This is a genomic window from Bradyrhizobium sp. Bra64 (genome assembly GCF_024519875.1).
Classification (GTDB): Bacteria; Pseudomonadota; Alphaproteobacteria; order Rhizobiales; family Xanthobacteraceae; genus Bradyrhizobium; species Bradyrhizobium japonicum_G.
In genome coordinates this window covers 65,661-89,118 of the sequence record NZ_JALJRD010000012.1, presented here as the reverse complement: position 1 = coordinate 89,118, position 23,458 = coordinate 65,661, and the positions used below count along the sequence as shown (strand labels likewise).

General features: G+C 65.2%; 24 protein-coding genes, 1 tRNA gene and 1 pseudogene. 19 read left to right on the top strand and 7 right to left on the bottom strand.

The window, feature by feature from the left end; translation table 11 throughout:
* The first annotated feature begins 24 nt into the window (after positions 1-24).
* The gene (locus NR187_RS27775) at positions 25-339 is read left to right on the top strand and encodes a hypothetical protein (protein ID WP_256808335.1); all 315 of its coding nucleotides are present in this window, start codon (positions 25-27) and stop codon (positions 337-339) included.
* A gap of 115 nt (positions 340-454) precedes the next feature.
* Complete coding sequence (locus tag NR187_RS27770) at positions 455-733, top strand: twin-arginine translocation signal domain-containing protein (RefSeq protein ID WP_256808334.1); 279 nt, start codon at positions 455-457, stop codon at positions 731-733.
* 146 nt (positions 734-879) lie between these two features.
* Here the strand turns inward: NR187_RS27770 and NR187_RS27765 are convergent, their stop codons facing one another.
* The 3 genes and pseudogenes from NR187_RS27765 to NR187_RS27755 all read right to left on the bottom strand — a co-directional run bounded on the left by NR187_RS27765 (position 880) and on the right by NR187_RS27755 (position 2,438).
* Entirely contained in the window at positions 880-1,122 is a 243-nt protein-coding gene (locus tag NR187_RS27765; RefSeq protein WP_211386622.1) for a GCG_CRPN prefix-to-repeats domain-containing protein, read from the bottom strand.
* A gap of 204 nt (positions 1,123-1,326) precedes the next feature.
* A pseudogene (locus tag NR187_RS27760) lies at positions 1,327-1,717 on the bottom strand (alpha/beta fold hydrolase); the annotation flags it as partial.
* A 22-nt stretch (positions 1,718-1,739) separates the two neighbouring features.
* Complete coding sequence (locus tag NR187_RS27755) at positions 1,740-2,438, bottom strand: winged helix-turn-helix domain-containing protein (RefSeq protein WP_211386621.1); 699 nt, start codon at positions 2,436-2,438, stop codon at positions 1,740-1,742.
* 149 nt (positions 2,439-2,587) lie between these two features.
* Here NR187_RS27755 and NR187_RS27750 point away from each other — a divergent pair, with 149 nt between their 5' ends.
* Genes NR187_RS27750 through NR187_RS27740 form a run of 3 tightly spaced genes read left to right on the top strand, consistent with a single transcriptional unit; the run spans position 2,588 to position 4,144 of the window.
* A complete protein-coding gene (locus NR187_RS27750) occupies positions 2,588-2,896 on the top strand; it encodes an NIPSNAP family protein (protein ID WP_211386620.1) in 309 nt (102 codons plus the stop codon).
* A 36-nt stretch (positions 2,897-2,932) separates the two neighbouring features.
* Positions 2,933-3,283, top strand: coding sequence for an antibiotic biosynthesis monooxygenase (locus NR187_RS27745; protein ID WP_211386619.1), 351 nt, complete (start codon positions 2,933-2,935; stop codon positions 3,281-3,283).
* A 51-nt stretch (positions 3,284-3,334) separates the two neighbouring features.
* Positions 3,335-4,144, top strand: a complete 810-nt coding sequence (locus NR187_RS27740; protein WP_256808333.1) for an oxaloacetate decarboxylase — start codon at positions 3,335-3,337, stop codon at positions 4,142-4,144.
* A 127-nt stretch (positions 4,145-4,271) separates the two neighbouring features.
* Here NR187_RS27740 and NR187_RS27735 read toward each other — a convergent pair whose 3' ends face one another.
* The gene (locus NR187_RS27735) at positions 4,272-4,664 is read right to left on the bottom strand and encodes a hypothetical protein (RefSeq protein ID WP_211386617.1); all 393 of its coding nucleotides are present in this window, start codon (positions 4,662-4,664) and stop codon (positions 4,272-4,274) included.
* A gap of 165 nt (positions 4,665-4,829) precedes the next feature.
* On the opposite strand from NR187_RS27735, the gene NR187_RS27730 reads away from it, so the two are divergent.
* Complete coding sequence (locus NR187_RS27730; protein WP_211386616.1) at positions 4,830-5,480, top strand: trimeric intracellular cation channel family protein; 651 nt, start codon at positions 4,830-4,832, stop codon at positions 5,478-5,480.
* On the opposite strand, the gene NR187_RS27725 is transcribed toward NR187_RS27730, so the two are convergent.
* A complete protein-coding gene (locus tag NR187_RS27725; RefSeq protein WP_211386615.1) occupies positions 5,481-6,692 on the bottom strand; it encodes a cytochrome c in 1,212 nt (403 codons plus the stop codon). It abuts the gene before it with no gap.
* A 280-nt stretch (positions 6,693-6,972) separates the two neighbouring features.
* On the opposite strand from NR187_RS27725, the gene NR187_RS27720 reads away from it, so the two are divergent.
* The 9 genes from NR187_RS27720 (at position 6,973) to NR187_RS27680 (ending at position 20,190) form a co-directional block, all read left to right on the top strand.
* On the top strand, positions 6,973-10,464 hold the full coding sequence (locus NR187_RS27720) for an indolepyruvate ferredoxin oxidoreductase family protein (RefSeq protein ID WP_211386614.1): 3,492 nt from the start codon (positions 6,973-6,975) through the stop codon (positions 10,462-10,464).
* A gap of 464 nt (positions 10,465-10,928) precedes the next feature.
* The gene (locus tag NR187_RS27715) at positions 10,929-12,086 is read left to right on the top strand and encodes a thiolase domain-containing protein (RefSeq protein WP_028154919.1); all 1,158 of its coding nucleotides are present in this window, start codon (positions 10,929-10,931) and stop codon (positions 12,084-12,086) included.
* Positions 12,086-12,475 carry a Zn-ribbon domain-containing OB-fold protein gene (locus NR187_RS27710; protein WP_211386611.1) on the top strand — a complete coding sequence of 130 codons (390 nt, stop codon included), beginning with the start codon at positions 12,086-12,088 and terminating at the stop codon, positions 12,473-12,475. Before NR187_RS27715 ends, NR187_RS27710 begins: the two co-directional genes overlap by 1 nt.
* Positions 12,476-12,684: 209 nt before the next feature.
* The gene (locus NR187_RS27705) at positions 12,685-13,545 is read left to right on the top strand and encodes a MaoC family dehydratase (protein WP_256808330.1); all 861 of its coding nucleotides are present in this window, start codon (positions 12,685-12,687) and stop codon (positions 13,543-13,545) included.
* 85 nt (positions 13,546-13,630) lie between these two features.
* A complete protein-coding gene (locus NR187_RS27700) occupies positions 13,631-14,509 on the top strand; it encodes an SDR family oxidoreductase (RefSeq protein WP_211386609.1) in 879 nt (292 codons plus the stop codon).
* A gap of 130 nt (positions 14,510-14,639) precedes the next feature.
* Complete coding sequence (locus tag NR187_RS27695; protein WP_256808329.1) at positions 14,640-15,593, top strand: dihydrodipicolinate synthase family protein; 954 nt, start codon at positions 14,640-14,642, stop codon at positions 15,591-15,593.
* Between the two features lie 4 nt (positions 15,594-15,597).
* Positions 15,598-16,392 (top strand): NUDIX domain-containing protein, encoded by a 795-nt coding sequence (locus tag NR187_RS27690; RefSeq protein ID WP_256808328.1) that lies wholly within the window; start codon positions 15,598-15,600, stop codon positions 16,390-16,392.
* 78 nt (positions 16,393-16,470) lie between these two features.
* Complete coding sequence (locus tag NR187_RS27685; protein WP_256808326.1) at positions 16,471-17,385, top strand: DMT family transporter; 915 nt, start codon at positions 16,471-16,473, stop codon at positions 17,383-17,385.
* Between the two features lie 117 nt (positions 17,386-17,502).
* Entirely contained in the window at positions 17,503-20,190 is a 2,688-nt protein-coding gene (locus NR187_RS27680; protein ID WP_211386605.1) for a PAS domain S-box protein, read from the top strand.
* Between the two features lie 11 nt (positions 20,191-20,201).
* Here the strand turns inward: NR187_RS27680 and NR187_RS27675 are convergent, their stop codons facing one another.
* On the bottom strand, positions 20,202-20,555 hold the full coding sequence (locus NR187_RS27675) for a GrlR family regulatory protein (protein WP_211386604.1): 354 nt from the start codon (positions 20,553-20,555) through the stop codon (positions 20,202-20,204).
* 258 nt (positions 20,556-20,813) lie between these two features.
* On the opposite strand from NR187_RS27675, the gene NR187_RS27670 reads away from it, so the two are divergent.
* Positions 20,814-21,311 (top strand): hypothetical protein, encoded by a 498-nt coding sequence (locus NR187_RS27670; protein ID WP_256808325.1) that lies wholly within the window; start codon positions 20,814-20,816, stop codon positions 21,309-21,311.
* A 52-nt stretch (positions 21,312-21,363) separates the two neighbouring features.
* On the opposite strand, the gene NR187_RS27665 is transcribed toward NR187_RS27670, so the two are convergent.
* A complete protein-coding gene (locus NR187_RS27665; protein ID WP_211386602.1) occupies positions 21,364-21,747 on the bottom strand; it encodes a VOC family protein in 384 nt (127 codons plus the stop codon).
* A gap of 180 nt (positions 21,748-21,927) precedes the next feature.
* Here NR187_RS27665 and NR187_RS27660 point away from each other — a divergent pair, with 180 nt between their 5' ends.
* The 3 genes from NR187_RS27660 (at position 21,928) to NR187_RS27650 (ending at position 23,428) form a co-directional block, all read left to right on the top strand.
* The gene (locus NR187_RS27660) at positions 21,928-22,500 is read left to right on the top strand and encodes a hypothetical protein (RefSeq protein ID WP_256808324.1); all 573 of its coding nucleotides are present in this window, start codon (positions 21,928-21,930) and stop codon (positions 22,498-22,500) included.
* A 168-nt stretch (positions 22,501-22,668) separates the two neighbouring features.
* Positions 22,669-23,202, top strand: a complete 534-nt coding sequence (locus NR187_RS27655) for a hypothetical protein (RefSeq protein ID WP_211386600.1) — start codon at positions 22,669-22,671, stop codon at positions 23,200-23,202.
* A gap of 149 nt (positions 23,203-23,351) precedes the next feature.
* Positions 23,352-23,428, top strand: a tRNA-Arg gene (locus tag NR187_RS27650).
* Positions 23,429-23,458 lie beyond the last annotated feature (30 nt).

Sequence of the window (23,458 nt, the reverse complement as noted above, 5' to 3'; positions counted from 1 at the left end):
GCCAAACAACAGGAGGAAACCAGAATGCCCGCCGCCTTCTTCGTCGTCCGCGCGATCGTCACCGATGCCAGCAAGCGTGTCGCCTTCGACAGATGGTACGAGACGGAACATCTGCCCGACGCGGTGAAGGCGTTCGGTGTGACCAAGGCCTGGCGGTTCTGGAGCCTCGACGATCCCTCGCTGCATCAGGCCATGTACCAGTTCGACGACGAGGCGGGGCTCGCGGCGATGCTGAAGGGCGATGCGTTGAGCCGGCTTGTCTCCGATTTCAACCGCGACTGGCCCGATGTGAAGCGCTCGCGCGAGACGCTGGTGCTGGCGCAGGAATTCGCGAAGTAGGTACGCCTCCCTGCCGCCGTGGCAATGAACCTGAATGCGCGATTCAGCTTTGGTTCATGTCCCGACCGCGACACTTCCTCTGCATCACTTGCTCGATAGCCCAGAGGGACATGTCATGGAGCGCCGGAACTTTTTGAAACTTGCAATCGGTGTCGCGGCCGGAGCCGCCGCGTTCACGACCGCCGCACAGGCTGCGCCGCTGGCGCCGCAGCCGCTCGGCGATCCCCGCATGCCGCAAGGCAATCCGGACGCTCATCCCGCCGTCACCAGCAGCGAAGAGGCCGCGCAGCTCAAGCCCGAGGAGGTGCACTGGCACGGCCACCACCGCCATTGGGGCTGGCGCCGTCGCCACTGGGGCTGGCATCGCCGGCGCTGGCACCGCCGCCATTGGTAAGCTTCGCGCAAGCCAGGCTCGAACGGGGACCGCGATTGCGGTCCCCGTTTCGATTCGAAGTCGTTCGGCCCACACGACGTCAGGCTCTCAAAAAAATGGCCGCGCAGGCTGATGCCGCGCGGCCATTTCACATGCGAAAAACGAGATCAGAACGGGCGGCAGCGGCCGGCGTACCAGTGGAAGCCATACGGACAGACGCGCGGACGCACCACGACGACGGGTGCGGGGCGGGGCGCCACGACCACGACCGGTCCGCGTCCGGCCATCGGGCGGCAGTGGCCATAGCGACCGCGATAGAAGCCCGGGCCGCAACCCTCGGCGGCACTGGCCGCCTCGCTGAAACCAACGACCGCGCTGGCGAGCATCACGGCGGCGAACAGATATTTCATTTTTCTTCCTCGTCCTTGGGGCAGGTTTTGGGGGCAGAGTCTTAGAGGACTGGCGCTTGCGGCGCACAATGAATCAAAAGACACGATTCGACACGTTAAATCTGGGGAGAAACGTGCCGACACGTCGCGATCCAAACCTGCCAATCATGACCTGAATGCGGCATGAACGTTCCCCTCATCCTGCCTCACGCGACAGCAATGGCGTTACCGGCCAAGAAAGCCCAGCACCAGCTCCTTGTACTTCTCCGGCGACTCCAGGGAAGACGAGGTGGCCGGTGTCCGGGATCACTTCGGCCCGCGCATTCGGCATCTTCGCGGCGAGCGCCTTGGCCAGTTCGGCGTTCTGCCCCATTTTCGGGCGCAGTGCCTCGGGCGCATTCGGCCGGCCCGGCGCGTTGTGGTCGTCGGCGCCCATGATGAACAGCATGGGCTCGGTGATGAGCGGGATTTCGTGTGCCACCGGCTCGCGGTAGATCATCTGGCCGGAGCTGACGAAGGCGCGCAGCCAGCGCGGGTAGTCCGGACTGCCCTTGTTGAAGCGGGCGTCGATGAACGGCGTGATCGCATCCGGCGGCAGCTTGATCGCGTAATTGGTCAATCTCACACGACTTGCGTGATCAAGTCTGCTCGTTGCCGAACAGCGCCGCAAACTGCTTCTCGCCGGTGCGCGTAAAATTCACCACGCGGCTGCCGGGCGTGGCGTCGCGCGCGGCCCATTTCAGCTCGGCAAAACGCTGCATCATGGCGGCGCCCAGCGTGCCGGCGAGGTGGTGGCGCCGCTCGCTCCAGTCGAGGCAGGCCTTGCAGACCGGACGGCGTGGATGGGAGAGCATCGCGGGCGAGATCTGCAGATGCCTGGCAAGGAAGCGCTCGCCCTCGGCGGTCAGCTCGATGTCCTGCTTCTTCTGCCTGACCAGATTCCGCTCGCGCAGGCTGTCGAGCATCTGCACGCCGAGATCGCCGGCAAGGTGGTCGTAGCAGATCCGCGCGCGCCGCAGTGCCGGATCCTTCGGCCCGGTGCGCACGCGCATATGGCCGGTGCGCGCGGCGAGCCCCGCAAGTCCCTCGAGGACGCCGGCGACGTCGTCGTCGGTGAGGCGATAGTAGCGGTGCCGGCCCTGCTTCTCCGGCTCGACCAGTCCGCCGGCCTCGAGCTTCGAAAGATGCGAGCTCGCGGTCTGCGGCGTGATGCCGGCTTCCTGCGCCAGCTCGCTCGCGGTCAGCGCGCGGCCGTTCATCAGCGCCGTGAGCATGTTGGCGCGGGCGGGATCGCCGACCAGCGAGGCGACCATGGCGATGTCGGGACCTGATTTCATGCTTCGATGGTAGCCGAAGCATCGCGGTCGGGCAAGCGCGTAGGTTGTCGCCACAAACTCGTCATTGCGAGCGAGCAATCCAGACTGCTTCCGCGGCGACGGTGTCGCTTGCGCCCTTCGCAATGACGGCGAACTCACAGGAGCCCGTCATGTCCGTCACCGTCTTCATCCGCTACCAGCTCGATCCCTTCAAGCGGGCGCAGTTCGAGGAGTATTCGAAGCGCTGGCTCAGCATCATCCCGAAATGCGGCGGCGACCTGATCGGCTATTTCATGCCGCATGAGGGCACCAACAACATCGCCTTCGCGCTGATCGGCTTCGAGAGCCTCGCGGCCTACGAGGCCTATCGGGCCCGCCTGCGCCAGGATTCCGAAGGCATGGCGAACTTCCACTTCGCCGAGGAACACAAATTCATCCTCGCCGAAGAGCGCACCTTCCTGCGCCAAGTGGTGCTGTAAGTGGTATTGTAGGGCACCAACGATGAGGAGACGCCCATGATCGCCGTGATCTTCGAGGTCTGGCCCAAGCCGGAACACCGCCAGGATTATTTCGATCTTGCGGCCGACCTGAAGCCGCTGCTGCAGACCATCGACGGCTTCATCTCGGTCGAGCGTTTCGAAAGCTTGACCGAAAAGGGCAAGATCCTGTCGCTGTCGTTCTGGCGGGATGAGGCCGCGGTGCAGGCCTGGCGCAACACGATGGAGCATCGCCGCACGCAAGCGAAGGGCCGCGCAAAGATCTTCGCCGATTATCATCTGCGTATCGCCAGCGTCATCCGTGACTACGGCATGAATGATCGCGAACAGGCGCCGAAGGACAGCCGCGCGGTGCACGATACGCACTAGCGCATGCGGCGGGTCGACCCCATCTCTGCGCGGCCAACAAGGGAGAGAAACATGCATGTGACGACTGCTGACAAGCGCGCGACCTTCAGGAAGATGCACGAGAGCGGCTGCTTCATCCTGCCCAATCCGGTCGACGTCGGCAGCGCGAAAGCGTTGCAGCATCTCGGTTTCAAGGCGCTGGCCTCGTCGAGCGCAGGCTTTGCCTGGACCATCGGCAAGGCCGACAACCGCGTGTCTGTCGAGGACGTCTGTCAGCATCTGGCAGCATTGAGCTCGGCGGTCGACATCCCCGTGAACGCCGATTTCGAGGGCGGCTTCGCGGTCGAGCCGGACAAGGTCGCGGACAATGTCGAGCGGTGCGTACGGACCGGCGTGGCCGGACTGTCGATCGAGGATTCCACCGGCGACAAGGACAAGCCGATCTACGAGCGCGCGCTCGCGGTCGAGCGCATCAAAGCCTCACGCAAGGCGATCGGCGACAGCGGCACCCTGCTGGTCGGGCGCTGCGAGGCGTTCCTCTGGGGCGTGACCGACCTTAAGCTCGTCATCGACCGGCTCACCGCTTACGCGGATGCCGGCGCCGATTGCCTGTATGCGCCGGGCCTGAAGAGCCGCGAGGATATCGCGGCGGTGGTGAAAGCGGTGCATCCAAAGCCGTTCAACCTGCTGATCGGCGGCTCCGGCCTGTCGCGGCAGGAGGCGGAGGATCTCGGCGTGCGCCGGATCAGTGTCGGCGGCTCGCTCGCGCGTGCGGCCTGGGGCGGTTTCATGCGCGCGGCGAAGGAGATGGCGGAGAAGGGGACCTTTACGGAGCTCGGCGGCGGCTATCCCGGCGGCGAGCTCAACAAGATGTTCGGCTAGGGCGGTTTTCCGAAAGGATCATGCTCAAACAAGAACCTGAAGCGCGATGACCAATCTCATCGCGCTTTAGCCAAACGAAAGCGGCGGGATGTGAGGTCCCGCCGCTGTCGCATAATGTTGCAAATCGTTACTTCGCGCCGTCAGACGGCTTCTGCGTATCCGGGGCCGGCTTGCTCGGCGCGGCGCCCGTGGTCACACCCGGCGCGGTGTTGCTGCGCGGCGTCACGTCGCGCATGCCGGGAGGTGCGGCCGGATTGGCAGGCGGCGCCTGCTGCGCGGTCTGCGTCGTCGGCGTGTTGCTCGCCTGGTTGCCGGTGGTCGTGTTGTTCAGGCCGTAGAACACGGCACCAAGCACCAGCGCAATGGCAACGGCGAACAGCGCTACCTTGCCACTGGAGGCGGGGCCTTCGCCAAGCTCGGGATCGACCTGAAGCTCGGCATCCCGTCGCGCCGCACGGACATACTCATCATCGGCGAGATTCGGGCGATACGGATCGTTGGGAAAACGGTCGTCAGCCATCGATTGGGTCTCCTCGATTATTGCGGCTGGACAACCCTCAGATGCTAGATTCTGTTCCGCCCTCCCTAATGCTTTCGTCGCATGTTGCGCCCGCCCCGGGAATCGGGAACCTGTTTGCGAGGGAACCCGAAGCGTAAGTTCCGCCGGTGGGAAGGGAACAAGACGATGTGGAGCTTGCCGCCGGGCGATACCGTGCTGCACCTGCTGTCGCTGGTCGCGGTCGCAGCGCAAGGCATGACCGCCGCGCTCGCGGCCGGCCGCCGCAGCATGGACTGGCTCGGCGTCTGCTTCCTCGGCTGCATCACGGCGCTCGGCGGCGGCACCCTGCGCGACCTCTTCCTCGGGCATTATCCGCTCGCCTGGGTGCAAAACCCCATCTACCTCGCGCTGGCCGGCGGCGCCGCCTTCCTCACCATCCTGACCGCGCGCCTGGTGCACCGGCTGAAGGTGGCCTTCATCGTGCTCGATGCCATCGGCCTCGTCGTCTTCACCATGACCGGCTGCGACATCGCCTGGCAGATGGATGCCACGCTGCCAATCGTCATCGTCTCGGGCATGGTGACCGGATGTGCCGGCGGCGTATTGCGCGACGTGCTTTGCAACGACGTGCCGCTGCTGTTCCGCTCCGAGCTCTACGCCAGCGTCTCGGTCGTCACCGGCCTGTTCTATGCGACCGCCTTCGGTCTCAAGCTCAACGCCGAGCTCTGGACCATTTTGACCTTCGTCCTCGGCATCAGCTTCCGCCTGCTGGCGGTTCGCTACAAATGGGAGATGCCCAAATTCGTCTTCACGGAAGACGAGGAACGAAAGCCCTGACTACGGCTCCTGCGTTCGCGCCTTCGCCACCTGCGCCGGCGTCACCAGCGGCGCCGCATTGCCCCAGGAATTGCGGATGTAGTTCGTCACCGCCGCGATCTGCTCGTCGGACAATTGCTTGCTATAACCGGGCATCTCGCCGGCGTTGGGCGCGCGCGGCGTGGTCACGGTGTGGGCGCCGTCGAGGATGATGCGCAAGGTCGAGGACGGATTGACAGATTGCAGCAGGGCGTTGCCGGGTAGCGGCGGATAGATGCGCGGCGCTCCGGAGCCGTCCGCCTCATGGCAGGCGATGCAGAGCTTGGCGTAGACGGCCTGTCCGGCCTTCATTTCGGCATCGTCAGGCGGCGTCACGATGGTCTCGCGCCGCGCCGGCGGCAGGCTCTTCAGATAGACCGCGATCGCGCGGACATCGGCATCGCTCATCTTCGAGGTCGAGTTGACGACGACCTCCGCCATCAGCCCGCCGGCATGACTCTTGGCGTTGCGCCCGCTCTGAAGATATTCGGTGATGTCCTCGGCGCTCCACGACTTCAGCCCGGTGCGGGCAGCGCCGTCGAGCCGCGGCGCGAACCAGCCGCTGACCTCGCCGCCTGCCAGCGCCTGTGTCTGCTTGTCCGCGCCAAAATAGTTCTTCGGTGTGTGGCAGGCGCCGCAATGGCCGAGCCCGGTGACGAGATAACCGCCACGATTCCACGCCGCGCTCTGGCTCTGGTCCGGCTCGAACAGGCCGGGCTTGAAGAACAGGGAGTTCCAGATCCGCATCAGGCCGCGATAACCGAACGGCCAGCGCAGTTCCGGCGGCTTGTTGCGGTTCACGACGGGCGCCAGCGTTCCGAGATAGGCCCGGATCGCCAGCGTGTCGTCCTTCGTCATCCGCGTGAAATAGGGGTAGGGGAAGGCCGGGTAATAGTTCGAGCCGTCAGGCGCGACGCCGGTGCGCACCGCGCGCGTGAAATCGGCGTCACTCCAGCCGCCGATGCCGGTGGTGCGGTCCGGCGTCAGGTTCGGCGCATAGATCGCGCCGAAGGGCGTGTCGATGCGCTTTCCACCGGCGAACGGTTTCGCCGGATCGGCGGTGTGGCAGCCCGCGCACCCGCCGGCTTCGACCAGCGCCTTGCCGTAGGCGACCAGCTCCGGCGACGGCTCGGCGGCGATGGCCGCATTCGCAACCGCACTGCACAACGCAAGACCAACCAGAATCGTCCGCATCGAACGCCTCTCCTGCGACCAATCGACGTCGTCCCGCTTGATAGGGCGTCGATTCATTTCGCGACGGCGGGGGTATGGTGACACAAATTGAAAATGCCCGATGTCTTTGCAGCCACGAAATTGCGATTTTTACCCGGCGCCTCCTTTGGTCCAGATTTGTGATGCGGAGCGTGAAATATCCGACATAGAGTGGCGGAGACGGTCGGCGCGCCCTAGCTAAAAACAACGGGCAGGCAACGGCTTAAGTGGCCAAACGCCCAAAAGGGCGGAAGAGGACAAAATGGGCATCAACCAGGGTCCGATCAGTCTCGACCAGAAATACACCCAGGACACCGGTCACGTCTTCACCACGGGCATCCAGGCCCTGGTTCGGTTGCCGATGGCCCAGATCCGGCGCGACCGCGCCAACGGCCTCAACACCGCGGGCTTCATCTCCGGCTACCGCGGCTCGCCGCTCGGCGGCTACGACCAGCAGCTCTTCGCCGCGCGAAAACATCTCGAGCAGTACAACATCAAGTTCCAGCCTGGCGTGAACGAGGACCTGGCGGCGACCGCGGTCTGGGGCTCGCAGCAGCTCAACCTCTCGCCCGGCGCCAAGTACGACGGCGTCGTCGGCATCTGGTACGGCAAGGGCCCCGGCGTCGACCGCTGCGGCGATGTGTTCCGCCACGGCAATGCAGCCGGCTCCGCCAAGAACGGCGGCGTCTTGTGTCTGGCCGGCGACGACCACGGCGCGAAATCCTCGACCGTCCCGCATCAGTCCGACCATGCCTTCATGTCGGCGCTGATGCCCTATCTCTACCCGTCCAGCATCCACGAGATGATCGAGATGGGCCTGCTCGGCATCGCGATGTCGCGCTACTCGGGCTGCTGGGTCGGCATGAAGGTGATCACCGAGACGGTGGAGACCACCGCCGAGATCGACCTCACCGACGAGATGAAGCCTTTCATCATCCCCCCGGATTTCGAGCTGCCGCCCGGCGGCCTCAATCTGCGCTGGCCCGACGACCGCTTCGAGCAGGACCGCCGCCTGCAGGATTACAAGGGCTTTGCCGCGATCGCCTTTGCTCGCGCCAACAAGGTCAACCGCATCACCATGGATTCGCCGAATGCGCGCTTCGGCATCATGGCGTCCGGCAAGAGCTATGAGGACGTTCGCCAGGCATTGCGCGAGCTCGGGATCACCGAGGAGGTCGCCGCGAAAATCGGGCTGCGCCTCTACAAGATCGGCATGCCCTGGCCCTTGGAGCCGGAAGGCGTACGCCAGTTCGCGGTCGGGCTGGAGGAGATCTTCATCATCGAGGAACGGCGCGAGATCGTCGAGAACCAGGTCAAGCAGGAGCTGTTCAACTGGCGCGACGACGTTCGCCCGCGCATCGTCGGCAAGATGGACGAGCACGACAAGCGCTTCCTGACTTTCTCCGCCGAGCTCAGCGTCGCCTCGCTCGCCACCTCGCTCACCGAACGTCTGCTTCGACTTAATCTGAACCCCGAGATTGCGGAGATGCTCCGCGTCAAGGCCGACTGGTTCAACGGCCGCCAGGCGACCCAGATGCAGGCGGTCGCACCCGTCTCCCGCACTCCCTACTTCTGCTCCGGTTGCCCCCACAACACCTCGACAAAAGTCCCCGAAGGCAGCCGCGCGCTCGCCGGCATCGGCTGCCATTTCATGGCGCTGTGGATGGACCGCTCGACCGAAACGTTTACGCATATGGGCGGCGAGGGCGTGCCGTGGGTCGGCATCGCGCCCTTCACCAACGAGAACCACATCTTCGCGAATCTCGGCGACGGCACCTATTTCCACTCCGGCCTGCTCGCAATCCGTCAGGCGGTCGCCTCCAAGACCAACATCACCTACAAGATCCTCTACAACGACGCGGTGGCCATGACCGGTGGCCAGCGCCATGACGGCGATCTCTCGCCGCAGCAGATCACCTTCCAGCTCCATGCCGAGGGCATTCGCGAGATCTATCTGGTCTCCGAAGCGCCCGATTCCTATCCGGCCGACACCATCGCGCCCGGCGTGAAGCTGTATCACCGCGACGAGCTCGACAGCGTCATGAAGATGTGCCGCGAGCACAAGGGTACCTCGGCCATCGTGTTCGTGCAGACCTGCGCCGCCGAGAAGCGCCGCCGCCGCAAGCGCGGCCTGATGGAAGATCCGGCGCGCCGCGTCATGATCAATCCGGCCGTCTGCGAGGGCTGCGGCGACTGCTCGGTGCAGTCGAACTGCATCTCGGTCGAGCCGCTGGAGACCGAGTTCGGCCGCAAGCGCGCCATCAACCAGTCGTCCTGCAACAAGGACTATTCCTGCGTGAAGGGTTTTTGCCCGTCCTTCGTCACCGTCGACGGCGGCAAGCCGCGCCACCGCGCGCCGGCCGATCTCGGTGACATCGGCGCGCTGCCGGAGCCGGCCTCGCGCCCGACGCTGGACAAGCCCTACAACATCGCCGTCGGCGGCGTCGGCGGCACCGGCGTGCTCACGATCGGCGCGCTGCTCGGCATGGCCGCCCACATCGAGGGCAAGGCCTCGATGATCCTCGACATGTCGGGTCTCGCGCAGAAGGGCGGCGCGGTGCTGAGCCATGTCCGCCTGTCGGATCATCCGGCGGAAGTGACCTGCTCGCGCATCGTTACCGGCACGGCCGATCTCGTGCTGGCCGCCGACGAGGTGGTCGCCGTCGCGAAGGACACGATCTCGCTCTGCGACACCAGCCGCACCCGCGGCATCATCAACAGCCACGTCATTCCCACCGCCGACTTCGTCCTCAACCGCGACTTCAACTTCCAGACCCGCAAGCTGAACGGATTGCTGGAGACCGCGCTGCACAAGGACTCCGTGTTCTTCGATTTCACCAAGCCGGCCGAGCAGCTGCTCGGCGACAGCATCGCCACTAACATGATGATGATGGGCTACGCCTATCAGAAGGGGCTGTTCCCGCTGTCGGCTGAAGCGATCGAGCAGGCGATCGAGGTCAACGGCGTCTCGATCAAGATGAACAAGGAAGCGTTCCGCCTCGGCCGCCTCGCGGTCGCGGACCCCGCGCGTCTCGCCGGCATGCTGAAGGGAACGGACGAGGTCGTGGCGCCCAAGACCCTGGACGCGATGACGCTCGACGATCTCATCGCCCATCGCGCCAGGCATCTCACCGCCTATCAGAACGGCCGGCTCGCCAAACGCTACCGCAGGCTGGTCGATCAGGTCAGCGACGCCGTGGTGAAGGGCGGCTATGACGAGGCGCTGACGCGTGCGGTCGCAATCAACTATGCCAAGCTACTCGCCTACAAGGACGAATACGAGGTCGCGCGGCTCTTCACCGACGGCGCCTTCGAAAAACAGCTCCGCGACCAGTTCGAGGGCGACTTCAAGTTCAACTTCAACCTCGCGCCGCCGATCCTCAGCAGCGGCGTCGACGCGCTCGGCCGTCCGAAGAAGCGCGCTTTCGGTCCGTGGATGCTGAGCGTCTTCCGCGTGCTGGCAAAATTCAAGTTCCTGCGCGGCACGCCGTTCGACATCTTCGGCCGAAGCGCCGACCGCAAGCTCGAACGCGATCTGATTACCGGCTACGAGAAGGACGTCTCAACCGTGCTCGGCCTGTTGTCGCCGCTCACAATCGACACCGCGGTCGAGCTGCTGTCGCTGCCGGACCGCATCCGTGGCTACGGCCCGGTGAAAGAGAAGGCGGTCGCGGACGCCAAGGCCCGCTACGCCCAGCTCGCCGCCGATCTCGCGAACCCGCCGCCCGCACCAAGGCAGATCGCGGCGGAGTAGGAAGGTCTCGTAGGGTGGGCGCAGGCGCAAAGCGCCGTGCCCACCATCTCACCGCGATTGAGCCCCAAGAGGCGGGCAAGCTACGCTTTGCCCAGCCTAAAAATTCCTCTTTGAAATCAACCACTGCTCTACTGTGCATGGGGTTGTTTCGCGAGATCGAAGTGTTGTTTTCGAAAAATCGAAAATCGCTTGTGCCGTCGGGCAAAACACCTTTAGGATTTTGCCCGTCGGTCCCGTCATTGCGAGCGGAGCGAAGCAATCCAGAAATGCATCCGCGGAAAGATTCCTGGATTGCTTCGCTACGCTCGCAATGACTGCGGAGGCAGGCGGGCGCTCCATGACCGTCGCCACTTGCGCCAAACCGCTCCCCCTCTCGCCCGACGGAATATTTCCGCGCTTGCCAATGCTGCAGCGGGGGTTCAGAAAAACGGAGCAAGAAGAAACGCCAGCGGAGACCTGAAGTTTTGACCATCAAGGGCAAGGCCTACATTGCCGGGATCTACGAACACCCGACCCGGCATGCGCCGGACAAATCCACCGCCCAGCTTCACGCCGAGGTCGCCAAAGGCGCGATCGAGGACGCCGGGCTCTCCAAGGACGATGTCGACGGCTATTTCTGCGCGGGCGACGCTCCCGGCGGCGCCTGGCCGATGGTCGACTATCTCGGCCTGAACACCAAAAAGCTCCGCCATGTCGATTCCACCGAGACCGGCGGCTGTTCCTACATCATCCATCTCGGCCATGCCGCCGAAGCGATCGCAGCGGGCAAGTGCTCGATCGCGCTGATCACGCTGGCCGGCAAGCCGCGCACCGGCGCGATGCCGCCGCGCGCGGCCGGCGCGGAAGCCGATTTCGAGTCCGCTTATGGCGCGACCACGCACAATGCCTACGGCATGTGTGCCATGCGTCATATGCACGACTACGGCACCACCAGCGAGCAGCTCGCCTGGATCAAGGTCGCGGCCTCGCATCACGCGCAATACAATCCGCATGCGATGCTCAAGGACGTCGTCACAGTCGAGGATGTCCTGAACTCGCCGATGATCTCCGATCCCCTGCATCGCATGGATTGCTGCGTCGTCTCCGACGGCGGCGGCGCGCTGATCGTGACCACGCCCGAGATCGCCAGAAGCCTGAAGAAGCCGCTGGTCAAGCTGATCGGCCATGGCGAGGCGATGAAGGGCCCGCGCGGCGGCAAGGATCTCGATCTCACATATTCCGCCGGCATCTGGTCCGGTCCGCGCGCGTTCGAGGAAGCCGGCATCACGCCGAAGGACATCAAGTACGCCTCGATCTACGACAGCTTCACCATCACGGTGCTGATGCAGCTCGAAGACCTCGGCTTCTGCAAGAAGGGCGAGGGCGGCAAGTTCGTCGCCGACGGCAATCTGATCTCGGGTGTCGGCAAGCTGCCGTTCAACACCGATGGCGGCGGCCTCTGCAGCAACCACCCCGTCAATCGGGGCGGCATGACCAAGATCATCGAGGCCGTGCGGCAGCTGCGCGGCGAGGCGCATCCGAAGGTGCAGGTCAAGAACTGCGATCTCGCCATCGCCCACGGCACCGGCGGCCTCTTGGGTGTTCGCCACGCTGCCTCGACTGCCATTCTGGAGCGCGTGTGATGGTAGATGCAAAGAAATATCCGGCTCCCGTGACGAACCCCGAAACCGCCGCGTTCTGGGACGCCGCGAAACAGGGCAAGTTCATGATCAAGCGCTGCACCGCCTGCGGCGAAGCCCATTACTTCCCGCGCTCGATCTGCCCGTTCTGCTACTCCGACAAGACGGTGTGGGAGGAAGCCTCGGGCGAGGGCACGATCTACACCTGGAGCCTGATGCGGAAGTCGCCGACCGGCCCTTACGCGATCGGCTACGTCACGCTGAAGGAAGGGCCGTCGGTGCAGACCAACATCGTCGACTGCGATCTCGAGAAGCTCAAGATCGGCCAGAAGGTGAAGGTGGTGTTCAAGCCGACGGATGGCGCTCCATTGCCGTTCTTCACGCCGGCCTGATTGCTTTCTTCCTCCCCCCTTGTGGGGGAAGGTGGCGCGAAGCGCCGGATGAGGGGTATCTCTCCACAGAGAGATTGTTCGATGCGGAAACAACCCCTCACCCAAACGAGTTTGCCGCACGGCTCTCGCGGCCCTCTCCCACAAGGGGAGAGGGCACATCAATGAGCGCCGTTGCTCGCTGAGAAAATGCCGGGAGGAAACAAAACCAAATGTCCGCCAGATACGAAGAGCTCAAAGCCCTCAAGAACCTCGGCCAGAAATACGCCTATGGCGACCGTGAAGTGATGCTCTACGCTTACGGCATCGGCCTCGGCGCCGATCCCATGGACGAGAACGAGCTCGCCTTCGTCAACGAGGGTACGCTGACGCCGCGGCCGCTCAAGGTGGTTCCGACCTTCGCCTCCGTCGCGGCCTGGGGCTCGGGGCCCGGCGAAATGAACCTCAACCGCGTGATGGTGGTCGACGGTGAGCGCGACATCACTTTCCATCAGCCGCTCCCGGTCGCCGCACACATCACCGCCGACTCCTCTGTCGTCGAGGTGTACGACAAGGGCAAGGACAAGGGTGTGGTCATCGCTCATCAGACGGTGCTGAAGAACGAGAAGGGCGAGAAGCTGGCAACGCTGGTCGCCTCGCGCTTCGCCCGCGGCGACGGCGGTTTTGGCGGGCCGAACCTGACCCAGCCCGATCCGCACAAGATCCCATCGCGCTCGCCCGACAAGACCGTCGATATCGTCACGCGTCCCGACCAGGCGCTGGTGTACCGGCTCTGCGGCGACCGCAACCCGCTCCACAGCGATCCGGAGTTTGCGAAGAAGGCCGGCTTCCCGCGTCCGATCCTGCACGGCATGTGCACCTACGGCATCACCTGCCGCGGCGTGCTCCAGACCTATGCCGACTACGACGCCTCCGCCTTCCGGCAGCACGTCGCGCGGTTCTCCTCGCCGGTCTATCCCGGCGAGACCGTGACCATGGATCTCTGGAAGGACGGCAACACGATCTCGTTCGAAGCCAAGGTGAAGTCGCGCGGCGTCACCGTGATCAAGAACGGCAAGACGGTGCTGGGTTAGGAAGGTCTCGTGCCCCGGACGCAGCGTTTCACGCTGCATCGCGTCCCGGACACGAGAGAACAAAAATAACCAGGGAGAAGCCACCATGGGACTACTCGACGGCAAGGTTGCGCTGATCACCGGCGCGGGCGGGGGGCTCGGTGAGGCCTACGCAAAGTTGTTCGCGCGGGAAGGGGCCTCGGTCGTCGTCAATGACCTCGGCGGGCCTCGTGACGGCTCCGGCGCCGACAAGTCGATGGCGCAGCTCGTGGTGGACGCCATCACGGCCGAGGGCGGCAAGGCCGTCGCCAACGGCGCCGACATCTCCACCATGGAGGGCGGCCAGTCGGTGTTCGACGACGCCATCAAGCATTTCGGCCGCGCCGACATCCTCGTCAACAATGCCGGCATCCTGCGCGACCAGACCTTTGCCAAGGCGACCGAGTCCGACTGGGACAAGGTCATCAAGGTGCATCTGAAGGGCACCTTTTGTTGCACCATGCCGGTGTTTCGCTGGATGCGGGAAAACGGCGGCGGCGTCATCGTCAACACCTCCTCGACCTCAGGCCTGATCGGCAATTTCGGCCAGACCAATTACGGCGCGGCCAAGGGCGGCATCTGGGGCCTGTCCAACGTGCTGGCGATCGAGGGCCGCAAGTACAACATCCGGATCTGGACGCTGGCCCCGGGCGCGCTGACCCGCATGACCGCAGACCTGCCCCGCTATAAGGAGAACCCCGGTGCGGCGCTTGGGCCGGACGGCATCGCGCCGGCCGTGCTATACATGGTCAGCGACTTGTCGGGCGACCAGACCGGCAAGGTGCTGGGCGTATCCGGGCCCCGCGGCGTGCGCGAAATGCGGATGATGGAAATGGAAGGCTGGAAACCGCCGCACACGGGCTGGAAGGCCCAGGACATCGCCGATCATGCCGGGGAGATCTTCTTCTCCGAGGAGCAGATCAAGATGGGAGCGCGGCGGTTTTAGCCACACTGTCATTCCGGGGCGCGACGAAGTCGCGAGCCCGGAATCCATAACCCCGGCGTGTGGTTATGGATTCCGGGCCTGTCCCTTCGGGCCATCCCGGAATGACGAATAGAGAGAGATGAGGAACTAGATGAAACTGACCGCCGACGCCAAGGGCACCTTCGCAATCGCGCCGACGCCGTTCCACGATGACGGCCGGATCGACGAGCGCTCGATCGACCGCCTGACCGATTTCTACGAGGAGGTCGGCTGTGATGGCGTCACGGTGCTGGGCATCCTTGGCGAGGCGCCTAAGCTGGACGCCGCAGAGGCCGAGCAGGTCGCGGTGCGTTTCGTCAAGCGCGCCAAGAAGATGCAGGTGATCGTCGGCGTCTCCGCGCCGGGCTTTGCCACCATGCGCTCGCTGGCGAAGGCCTCGATGGATGCGGGCGCGGCCGGCGTGATGATCGCGCCGCCGCCGAGCTTGCGCACCGACGACCAGATCGTCGGCTATTTCAAGCAGGCGGCCGAGGCCATCGGGCCCGACGTGCCCTGGGTGCTCCAGGATTATCCGCTGACCTTGCAGGTGGTGTTCACCCCTGCCGTGATCCGCAAGATCGTCATGGACAATCCGAATTGCGTGATGCTCAAGCACGAGGATTGGCCGGGCCTCGAGAAGATCACGACCCTGCGCGGCTTCCAGAAGGACGGCTCGCTCCGTCCGCTCTCGATCCTCTGCGGCAACGGCGGCACGTTCCTCGATTTCGAGATGGAGCGCGGCGCCGACGGTGCCATGACCGGTTATGCTTTCCCCGAGTTGCTGATCGATGTCGTGAACCTCTCCAAGGCCGGCAAGCGCGACGCCGCGCATGACCTGTTCGACGCGCATCTGCCGCTGATCCGCTACGAGCAGCAGCCGGGCGCGGGCCTCGCCGTGCGCAAATACGTGCTCCAGAAGCGCGGCATCATCGCCTCGAGCGCGCAGCGCAAGCCGGGCGCGACCATCACGGCGGCGGCGAAGGCGGAGGTCGAGTATCTGCTGTCCCGCGTCGCCCGGTTCGACAAGCGGGCCAATCTTGGCCCGCAATCCAGCGCCGCAGGTTAGGTGGATGGCCGAGACATCAGCATCACGCCCGGCGTCGACGATCCTTCTGCTGCGTGACGGCGGGAAGGAAGTCGAGGTCTTCATGATGGTTCGCCATCATCAGATCGAGTTCAACTCGGGCGCCTTGGTGTTTCCCGGCGGCAGCGTCGATGCCGGCGACCAGGAGATTGTCGCCCGGTCCGACCTCTATTCGGGCGGCGAGGGCCTCAGCGAATCCGACCGGGGCTTCCGGATCGCCGCGATCCGCGAGACCTTCGAGGAGAGCGGCATCCTGCTGGCGCGCTCGAAGGACTCGGGAGCGCCGATCGATGCAAAGCGCGCCGGCGAGATCGCCGATGCGCATCGCGTCGCGCTCAACGAGCACAAGATCAGCTTCCTCGATATCCTCGCCGACAACGGCCTCCGGCTCGCGCTCGACACGCTCGTACCCTACGCGCACTGGATCACGCCGGAGGGCATGCCGAAGCGTTTCGACACCTGGTTCTTTCTTGCCGCGGCGCCGCCCGATCAGCTCGGCGCCCATGATGGCAGGGAGTCGACGGACTCGATCTGGGTGTCGCCGCGCGAGGCGCTGGAGGGCGGGGAAAGCGGCCGCTTCAAGCTGCCGTTCCCGACCACGCGCAATTTGATCCGGCTCGCCAAGCAGGGCAGCGTGGGCGCCGCGCTGGAGCATGCGCGCGGCATGTCCATCGTCACGGTGATGCCGGTCATGACCAAGACCGAAACCGGCCGCCAGCTCCGCATCCCCCGCGAAGCCGGCTATGACGGCGAGGTGTTCGAGGTCGGGGCGGTCGGCTAGGACACTTCGACACAAAGCGAAGTATTGACGACCGCAGGCGCGCTAGGTTCCGTTCGTGACAACGGGACGGAGCGCGACATGGACAATCGGCAGGACACCAACATCGCCGTCGAGCTCGCGCTGCTGGTCGTGCTCGCAACGCTCTGGGGCGGCTCCTATACCTTCATCAAGCTCGGCGTCGCCACCATTCCGCCGATCACGCTGATTGCGGCGCGCACCACCATTGCGGGCCTCCTGCTGCTCGTCGTCATGTGGGCGCGGGGCATCAGGATGCCGACGGACCGTGCGACCTGGCAGCGCTTCGCGTTCCAGGCCGTGCTCAACAGCGTCATCCCCTGGACGCTGATCGCCTGGGGCGAACGTCATGTCGATGCCGCGCTCGCCACCATCCTCAATTCGGCCGGCCCGATCTTCACCTTCCTGCTCACGGCGGTGGTCACCCGCCACGAGACGACGACGCCGCGAAAGCTGTTCGGCGTGGTCGCCGGCATGGCCGGCATCCTGCTGATCGTCGGCGTCGATGCCTTTCATGACCTCGGCAGCGGCCTGCTCGCCGAGGCGGCAATCGTCGCTGCCACGATCTGCTACGCCTGTGCCGCAATCTTCGGCCGCAGCTTCAAGGGCCTCGATCCCATGGCGCCCGCGGCGGGCTCGCTGCTGGCGGGCGCGGCGGCGCTGATCCCGGCCTCGCTGATCGTCGAGCAGCCCTGGACGCTGTCGCCCTCGCTGAGTTCCGTACTGGCGCTGCTCGCGCTGGCGACCTTCTCGACGGCCGCGGCCTTCGCGATCTACTTCCGCCTGATCCAGACCCTGGGCTCGGTTGGCACCACGGCGCAGGCCTATCTGCGCGTGCCGATCGGGGTTGCCATCAGCGTCGCCTTCCTGGGTGAAACCCTGAGCCGGACCGCCTGGCTGGGGCTTGCCTGCGTCGTTCTCGGCGTCTCCGCCATGACCATTCCGGCCCGGCGGCCGGCCAGCGTCGAAGCGTCATAATCCGGAGGGGCGGCAGGCTCCCGATATTAAGGATATTCGGCGGCCAGAGGCATGTTCCCCCGGGGGCGCAATACGTCGTATATTGGGCGGCCCAGCAGCCCGGTCCTCAAATCACCAATGTCCGCCGAATTGACGCCGACCCCTGAGAAAAAGCGAACATTCTCGCTCTCCATCGGCCAGCTCACCTTCGGCAGCTTCCTTCTGGTGCTGGCCGTGATCATCGTCACCTCGGCCGCGAGCGTGATCGCGATCCGGCACATCGACACCACCTTCGCCGAGCTGCAGCGGCTCCAGAGCGTCGGCGATCTCGCCGAGGACATCGACCGCCGCATGAACGAGCTGCGCCTTGCCGCGCGCGACTTCGTCACCGATCCCGGTGCGGGCGTCCAGTTCAAGCAGGTGGGCGAGGCGGCCTCGACGCTCAGCGACATCCTCAAGAAGACCCGCATCGAGCTCGCGCCCGAGCAGCAGGACATGATCGACGGGGTCACCGAGCGGCTTGCGACCTATCGCAGCGGCCTGGAGCGGATCTCGACCCTGATCGACCGCCGCGCCCAGCTGCTCGCCGGTCTGCCGCCGCTTCGTGACCAGTTCGACGTGGCCGTCTCCGGCACCGCGGACCGCGAGCTGGCATCCCGCCTGTCCGAGGCGCAGAGCCGGATCGCCCTCGGACTGCTCGCGCGCAACCCGTCTGCGGCCGAGCAGGCGGCGCAGAGCATGCGGGCAATGGGCATCGCGGATACCAGGCTGAGATCGGCCGTCAACGATTACGCCGAGGCGATTATCGCGGTCGCCGTGCGTGAACGTCAGATCGCCGACATCGACCGCGAGGTGCTGGGAACCGAAGGCCGGTTGATCGGCCGCGTCACCGAATTGCTGCGCGAGGTCTCGGCCCGGCGCGGCCACGTGCTGTCGCGCGACTTTGCCCGCACCCTGACGGAGGCGCGGTGGCAGAGCATCGTGCTCGGCACCATCGGCGTGCTGATCGGCATGGTCGCGGCCGCCTTCGTGGTGCGGCGGACCGTCCGGCCGCTTGCGAAGATCGCAAGATCGATCCGCGCGCTCGCGGCTGGCGAGAAAGACACGTCGATCCCGTCGGCCGATCTCGACAACGAGATCGGCGATATCGCGCGCGCAGCCGAAGTGTTCCGCCGCGCGCTGGAGGAAGCGGACACCGCGCGCGAGGCGGCGGTGCGCGCGCTGACCGAGCAGCGCCTCGCCGAAGAGAGCTACCGGAAACTGTTCGAGGGTTCGGTCGACGGCATCTATGTGACGACGCCGGCCGGCGACCTCCTCAACGCCAATCCTGCGCTGGCGCGGATGATGGGCTACGACAGCCCGCAGGACCTGATCGAAAGCATCAACGATATCGCCCACACCATCTACGTCCACCCCGAGGCACGCGTCGAGTATCAGCGGCTGATGGCGCGCGACGGCATGGTGCGCGAATTCGAGTACCAGGTGCGCCAGCGCAGCGGCAACATCCTGTGGCTGTCCGACAGCGCCACCGGCGTCCGGGACGAGGCGGGCACCATCGTCCGCTACGAGGGCACGCTGCGCGACATCACCGACCAGAAGCGGGCGGAAGACGCCATCGCCGAAGGCCGGCGCCTGCTCCAGCAGGTCATCGACACCGTGCCGGCGGTAATCAACGTCAAGGACCGCGATCTGCGCTACGTGCTGATGAACCGCTACATGGCCGGCATCTTCGGCATTGAGCCCGGTGACGCGCTCGGCCGCACCACCGCCGACCTGATGTCGCGCTACGGCGCGGCCAAGACCGACGAGAACGACAAGCGCGTGCTGGATCTGCGCAGGGGACTCGGCTTCTACGAGGAGGAGTACAAGGATTCCTCCGGCAACATGCGGCAATGGCTGGTCAACAAGCTGCCGCTGCTCGATGCCGAGGGTGAGATCGAGCGGATCGTCACCGTGGCGCTCGACATCGGCGAGCGCAAGCGCGGCGAACAGGAGATGCGCAAAGCCAAGGAATCCGCCGAGACCGCGCTACGCAATCTGCGCGAGACCCAGGCTTCGCTGATCGAGGCGGAGAAGCTCGCCGCGCTCGGGCGGCTCGTGGCCGGCGTCGCGCATGAGGTCAACAATCCCGTCGGCATCAGCCTCACGGTCGCCTCCGCGCTGGAGCGCAAGGCCGCGATGTTCACCGCCGAGGTCGAGCGCGGCGAGCTCCGGCGCTCCGCGCTCAACGACTTCCTCAACACCAGCCGCGACGCGTCCTCGCAGCTCGTCTCCAACCTCAATCGCGCCGCCGAGTTGATCCAGTCGTTCAAGCAGGTCGCCGCCGACCGCAACTATTCCGACCAGCGCAGCTTCGATCTCGGCGACCTCACCGAGCAGGTGGTGATGAGCTTGCGGCCGGGCCTGCGCAAGCACAATCTGACGCTCAATGTCGAGTGCCAGCCGGATCTGACCATGAACAGCTATCCCGGGCCGTACGGCCAGGTGCTGACCAATCTGTTTCTCAATTCGGTGGCGCACGCCTTCCCGGACGGCCGACCGGGGAGCATCGACATCCAGGTGCGCGAGTCGGGCAAGGACAATGTCGAGATCATCTTCTCCGACAATGGTTGCGGCATGTCGCTCGACGTTCGCCGCCGCGCCTTCGATCCGTTCTTCACGACGCGGCGCGACCAGGGCGGCACCGGTCTCGGGCTGCACATCGTCTACAGCATCGTCACCAACCGGCTCGGCGGACGGCTCGACCTCGATTCCGAACCGGGCAGCGGTACGCGCATCCAGATCATCCTGCCGCGCGTGGCGCCGCTCGAGCAGGCCGCGGAATAGTTCGCGCCTGGTTAGTCGGCTTCTGCGAGCTTGTGCAGGGTGGCGCTGAAAATCAGGCTCGCCTTGCCGACGAGCGCTGTGCCCGTCATCTCTGCGCGGGTGTCCGTGTAGGTGCCGCTGACGCCGATGCCGACCGGGGCCGGGCCACCGAACAGAGGATTGTCATCGCCCCGCGGCGAGGTGTGCCGTTGCACCAGCACCTCACCTTTGAAGGTGTGGTCGTCCTTCACCACGTAGCTGCCCGTATAATAAAGGTAGGCATCGCCGCCAAGGATCTTGCCGTCGCGAAAAAGAATCACGCCGCTGCCCTTGCCGGCCCGACCATCGAGCAGGCTCACGTGAATCGAATAGAGGCCGTTCTTCATAACGTCCCGAGGCCGGCCGCCATCGCCCAATGGCGTAACCGGTAGGGCTTTTATGCCAAAGCGCGTCCCCTCGCGCAACGCGGCAGTTTGCCGGCCGCCGCGGCAGCCGGCCGCTGCGAGCCGTAGTTGTCCCGACTTGCGTGTGACGACCTCATGACGGTCTGATCATGACGCGAGGCCAGCCGTTGCGAATCAAGTTGGCCCGCGAAATGCATAACCATTGTTGCACTGGCCGCGGGGTGCTGGAGCAAGACAAACGTGAGCAACTGGATCGATTCCGGCGGCGATGAGCCGCGTCAGTACAGTGTGCGTCCCACGATTTGCGAAACACAGCAGCGACGGAACGGCGACACGCCACGCTGGCGAAGCGTGGCGAGCCTCGCTTGCGCTCTGGCTCTGATCGCACTCGCTGCCCCATTCGGGCACGCGCGCGACCGCGGCCAGTTCGTCAACACCAATGCCGACCTGAAGGCCTGGTTCGACGGCCTGCGAAGCGGCAAGGGGCCTTGCTGTTCCGATGCCGACGGCTCGGCGCTGTCGGACGCCGACTGGGACAGCAAGGACGGGCATTACCGGGTCCGCGTCCCGCGCTACGGCTTCGTGCGCGAAGGCCAGCTGCAGGAACTCGTCTGGGTCGACGTCCCCGAGGAGGCCGTGATCTCCGAGCCGAACCGGGTGGGGCGCACCATGGTCTGGCCGATCTACGGCTACATGGGCGTCGCGATCCGATGCTTCATGCCCGGGAGCATGACTTAGGCAGGCCAGGCGGCTTCGCCTGGTCTGGCTGAAGCCGATGCGGCGCGCCGTGTCAGGTATACTTCTTGTCGCGCTCGAGCAGCTCGATGGAGATGCCCTCGGGACCGCGGATGAAGCAGATGCGCACGCCGGGGCGGATCGTGGTCGGTTCGCGCGTGAAGGTCACGCCCTTTGCCTTGATCTCGGCCGCGACGGCGTCGATGTCCTTCACCGTCAGACCGAAATGGTCGAGCCCCTGATGCGGGTGCGGCGGCGGCGGGCTCACCGCGTTGTCGCCCTCGAGCGGCGCGATGAAGATTTTCGCGCCGCCAAGACTTACATCGATCCGTCCCGGTGCGTGTACGATCTCGCCACCGAGGATGTCCCGCAGCCAGGCCGCCGTGGCCTCCGGATCGGGGCTGCGCAGATGGACGTGATCCCAAGTGACGACTGGCATTTCATGTTCTCCCGACGGGTCTTTCGATGTTGCAGCGCATGTTAGCGGCCCCGGCCGGAGACCGCCACCGCCCATGCCGATTCGCAACTGCGCGGGAACCTTAGTGCGTCTTCCGGATTGAGGTAAGCAGTGGCCCAGTCCGTCGTTGAAGGCGCTACGGCCATCCTCGGTGAGATACCCATGAACGTCAGGTTTGACCGGATCCGGTTGGGACGTTTTGCCGAAAGCGGCGAGCGGCTGGCACGGACCGTGACGATCGCGAGCGTCTCGTTCGGCCGAAGCCTGCTGTGGCTGCTGGCGGCCATCATCGTCGTCTGCGGCGTCTGGATGCTGCTGCCGCTGTCCAGGGGCAATGGTGCCGAGCCGGCGGCGTCTGGCGTGGCGGCTGTCGAGCCGACCCCTTCGGGCAATGCGGCAGCTGCGGTGTCGCCGGTGTCCGAAGCTCAGGCTCCGGCAATGGCAGAACTCGGTCGCCTCAGGATTTCATCGCAGACCTGGCGCCGCGGCGGGCTTGGTTCGAAAGCGCTGGTGACGTTCACGCTGCGAAACGACAATGACTATGCCGTAAAGGATCTCGAGATCGTCTGCGCTTTTGCGCGGCGCGACGGCAGTCATCTCACCGACCGCAGCCGCGTGCTTGCGGACCCGGTCAGCATGAAGAGCCGCAAGACTTTTGCGCGCATTCCGGTCGGCTTCGTCAACGTGAATGCCGATCAGGCGAAGTGTTCGCTGGTTGCGGCACGCCGGGCGTGAAGGCGGCACTCCGGTAGCGGAAAAGTTACTCTTCCCAAACCTCCCAAAGTCCTGGCCAAAAACTTTGGCGTTGCCATTTGAACCGAATGGCTGGGCCGGGAACCAATTGAGTAATCGCCTGTTGAGGCGAAGTGCCCACGCGGGGATGCGGGGGGCGGAGTGCGGTCAATGCCCATCTTTCGGTATTTCGTCTTTGTCGGTGGAGCTTTGCTCGCAGTGCTGTTCGCGGCGAACTATGTTCTGCCGGCTTCGCCTGTGACGCAGGCTGTCGCAACCGCAAGCAACGAACAGCCGCTGATCCGGATCAGGTCCGATCGGCACCTGCCGGACCGCGTCGTGCTCGACACCAGCCAGCCGACGATAACCGCGCCTGCATTGAAGGTCGCCGCTGTCGCAGCTCCCGTGCCCACGGCGCAGGACAGCGGCGTGTCGCCGGCCTTGGCCGAGATGTCGGCGAAGGCGCGGGTCCGCGAAACGTTCGCCCAATTCACACCCGCTGGGAAAGCCGATACCGCCGCGGTCAAGAAGACCGAAGCCAAGGCGCAGGTTCAGCCGCAGGTTCAGGCGCAGACCCAGCTGCCTCAGGCACCCGTTCAGTCCAAGCGCAAGGTCGCCAGGACCCATCCGGCGCCGCAGCCGGGACGGCCGATGATGCTGGTGGCACAGCAGCCGCATTTTGGCCTTTTCGACACCACCTGGTGAGAGAGCCTTTGGTGCCTCGATCGAGGCGGGAAGGGCTTTTTATTGGCCGGCCTCTCTGCTAATTCGAACCCGTCCGAACGTCATCCGGCCGGCTGGTCCGCCAGCTGCGGTCCGGTGCATCTCGGTTGTGGCCCACTGCCTGGGCCAGGGCGCTCGTAGCTCAGCTGGATAGAGCATCGGATTTCGATTCCGAGGGTCGGAGGTTCGAATCCTTCCGAGCGCGCCAGTTCCGGATATGTTCCGAAGCGATGCTGGT

Bases quoted from the DNA above. Each gene is read 5' to 3' on its own strand.
- NR187_RS27710 (WP_211386611.1), top strand. From the start codon at position 12,086: ATGGTAGATGCAAAGAAATATCCGGCTCCCGTGACGAACCCCGAAACC.
- NR187_RS27695 (WP_256808329.1), top strand. From the start codon at position 14,640: ATGAAACTGACCGCCGACGCCAAGGGCACCTTCGCAATCGCGCCGACG.
- NR187_RS27665 (WP_211386602.1), bottom strand. From the start codon at position 21,747: ATGCCAGTCGTCACTTGGGATCACGTCCATCTGCGCAGCCCCGATCCG.
- NR187_RS27750 (WP_211386620.1), top strand. From the start codon at position 2,588: ATGTCCGTCACCGTCTTCATCCGCTACCAGCTCGATCCCTTCAAGCGG.
- NR187_RS27685 (WP_256808326.1), top strand. From the start codon at position 16,471: ATGGACAATCGGCAGGACACCAACATCGCCGTCGAGCTCGCGCTGCTG.
- NR187_RS27770 (WP_256808334.1), top strand. From the start codon at position 455: ATGGAGCGCCGGAACTTTTTGAAACTTGCAATCGGTGTCGCGGCCGGA.
- NR187_RS27745 (WP_211386619.1), top strand. From the start codon at position 2,933: ATGATCGCCGTGATCTTCGAGGTCTGGCCCAAGCCGGAACACCGCCAG.
- NR187_RS27675 (WP_211386604.1), bottom strand. From the start codon at position 20,555: ATGAAGAACGGCCTCTATTCGATTCACGTGAGCCTGCTCGATGGTCGG.
- NR187_RS27660 (WP_256808324.1), top strand. From the start codon at position 21,928: ATGAACGTCAGGTTTGACCGGATCCGGTTGGGACGTTTTGCCGAAAGC.
- NR187_RS27680 (WP_211386605.1), top strand. From the start codon at position 17,503: ATGTCCGCCGAATTGACGCCGACCCCTGAGAAAAAGCGAACATTCTCG.
- NR187_RS27705 (WP_256808330.1), top strand. From the start codon at position 12,685: ATGTCCGCCAGATACGAAGAGCTCAAAGCCCTCAAGAACCTCGGCCAG.
- NR187_RS27655 (WP_211386600.1), top strand. From the start codon at position 22,669: ATGCCCATCTTTCGGTATTTCGTCTTTGTCGGTGGAGCTTTGCTCGCA.
- NR187_RS27735 (WP_211386617.1), bottom strand. From the start codon at position 4,664: ATGGCTGACGACCGTTTTCCCAACGATCCGTATCGCCCGAATCTCGCC.
- NR187_RS27720 (WP_211386614.1), top strand. From the start codon at position 6,973: ATGGGCATCAACCAGGGTCCGATCAGTCTCGACCAGAAATACACCCAG.
- NR187_RS27755 (WP_211386621.1), bottom strand. From the start codon at position 2,438: ATGAAATCAGGTCCCGACATCGCCATGGTCGCCTCGCTGGTCGGCGAT.
- NR187_RS27700 (WP_211386609.1), top strand. From the start codon at position 13,631: ATGGGACTACTCGACGGCAAGGTTGCGCTGATCACCGGCGCGGGCGGG.
- NR187_RS27725 (WP_211386615.1), bottom strand. From the start codon at position 6,692: ATGCGGACGATTCTGGTTGGTCTTGCGTTGTGCAGTGCGGTTGCGAAT.
- NR187_RS27765 (WP_211386622.1), bottom strand. From the start codon at position 1,122: ATGAAATATCTGTTCGCCGCCGTGATGCTCGCCAGCGCGGTCGTTGGT.
- NR187_RS27775 (WP_256808335.1), top strand. From the start codon at position 25: ATGCCCGCCGCCTTCTTCGTCGTCCGCGCGATCGTCACCGATGCCAGC.
- NR187_RS27690 (WP_256808328.1), top strand. From the start codon at position 15,598: ATGGCCGAGACATCAGCATCACGCCCGGCGTCGACGATCCTTCTGCTG.
- NR187_RS27730 (WP_211386616.1), top strand. From the start codon at position 4,830: ATGTGGAGCTTGCCGCCGGGCGATACCGTGCTGCACCTGCTGTCGCTG.
- NR187_RS27740 (WP_256808333.1), top strand. From the start codon at position 3,335: ATGCATGTGACGACTGCTGACAAGCGCGCGACCTTCAGGAAGATGCAC.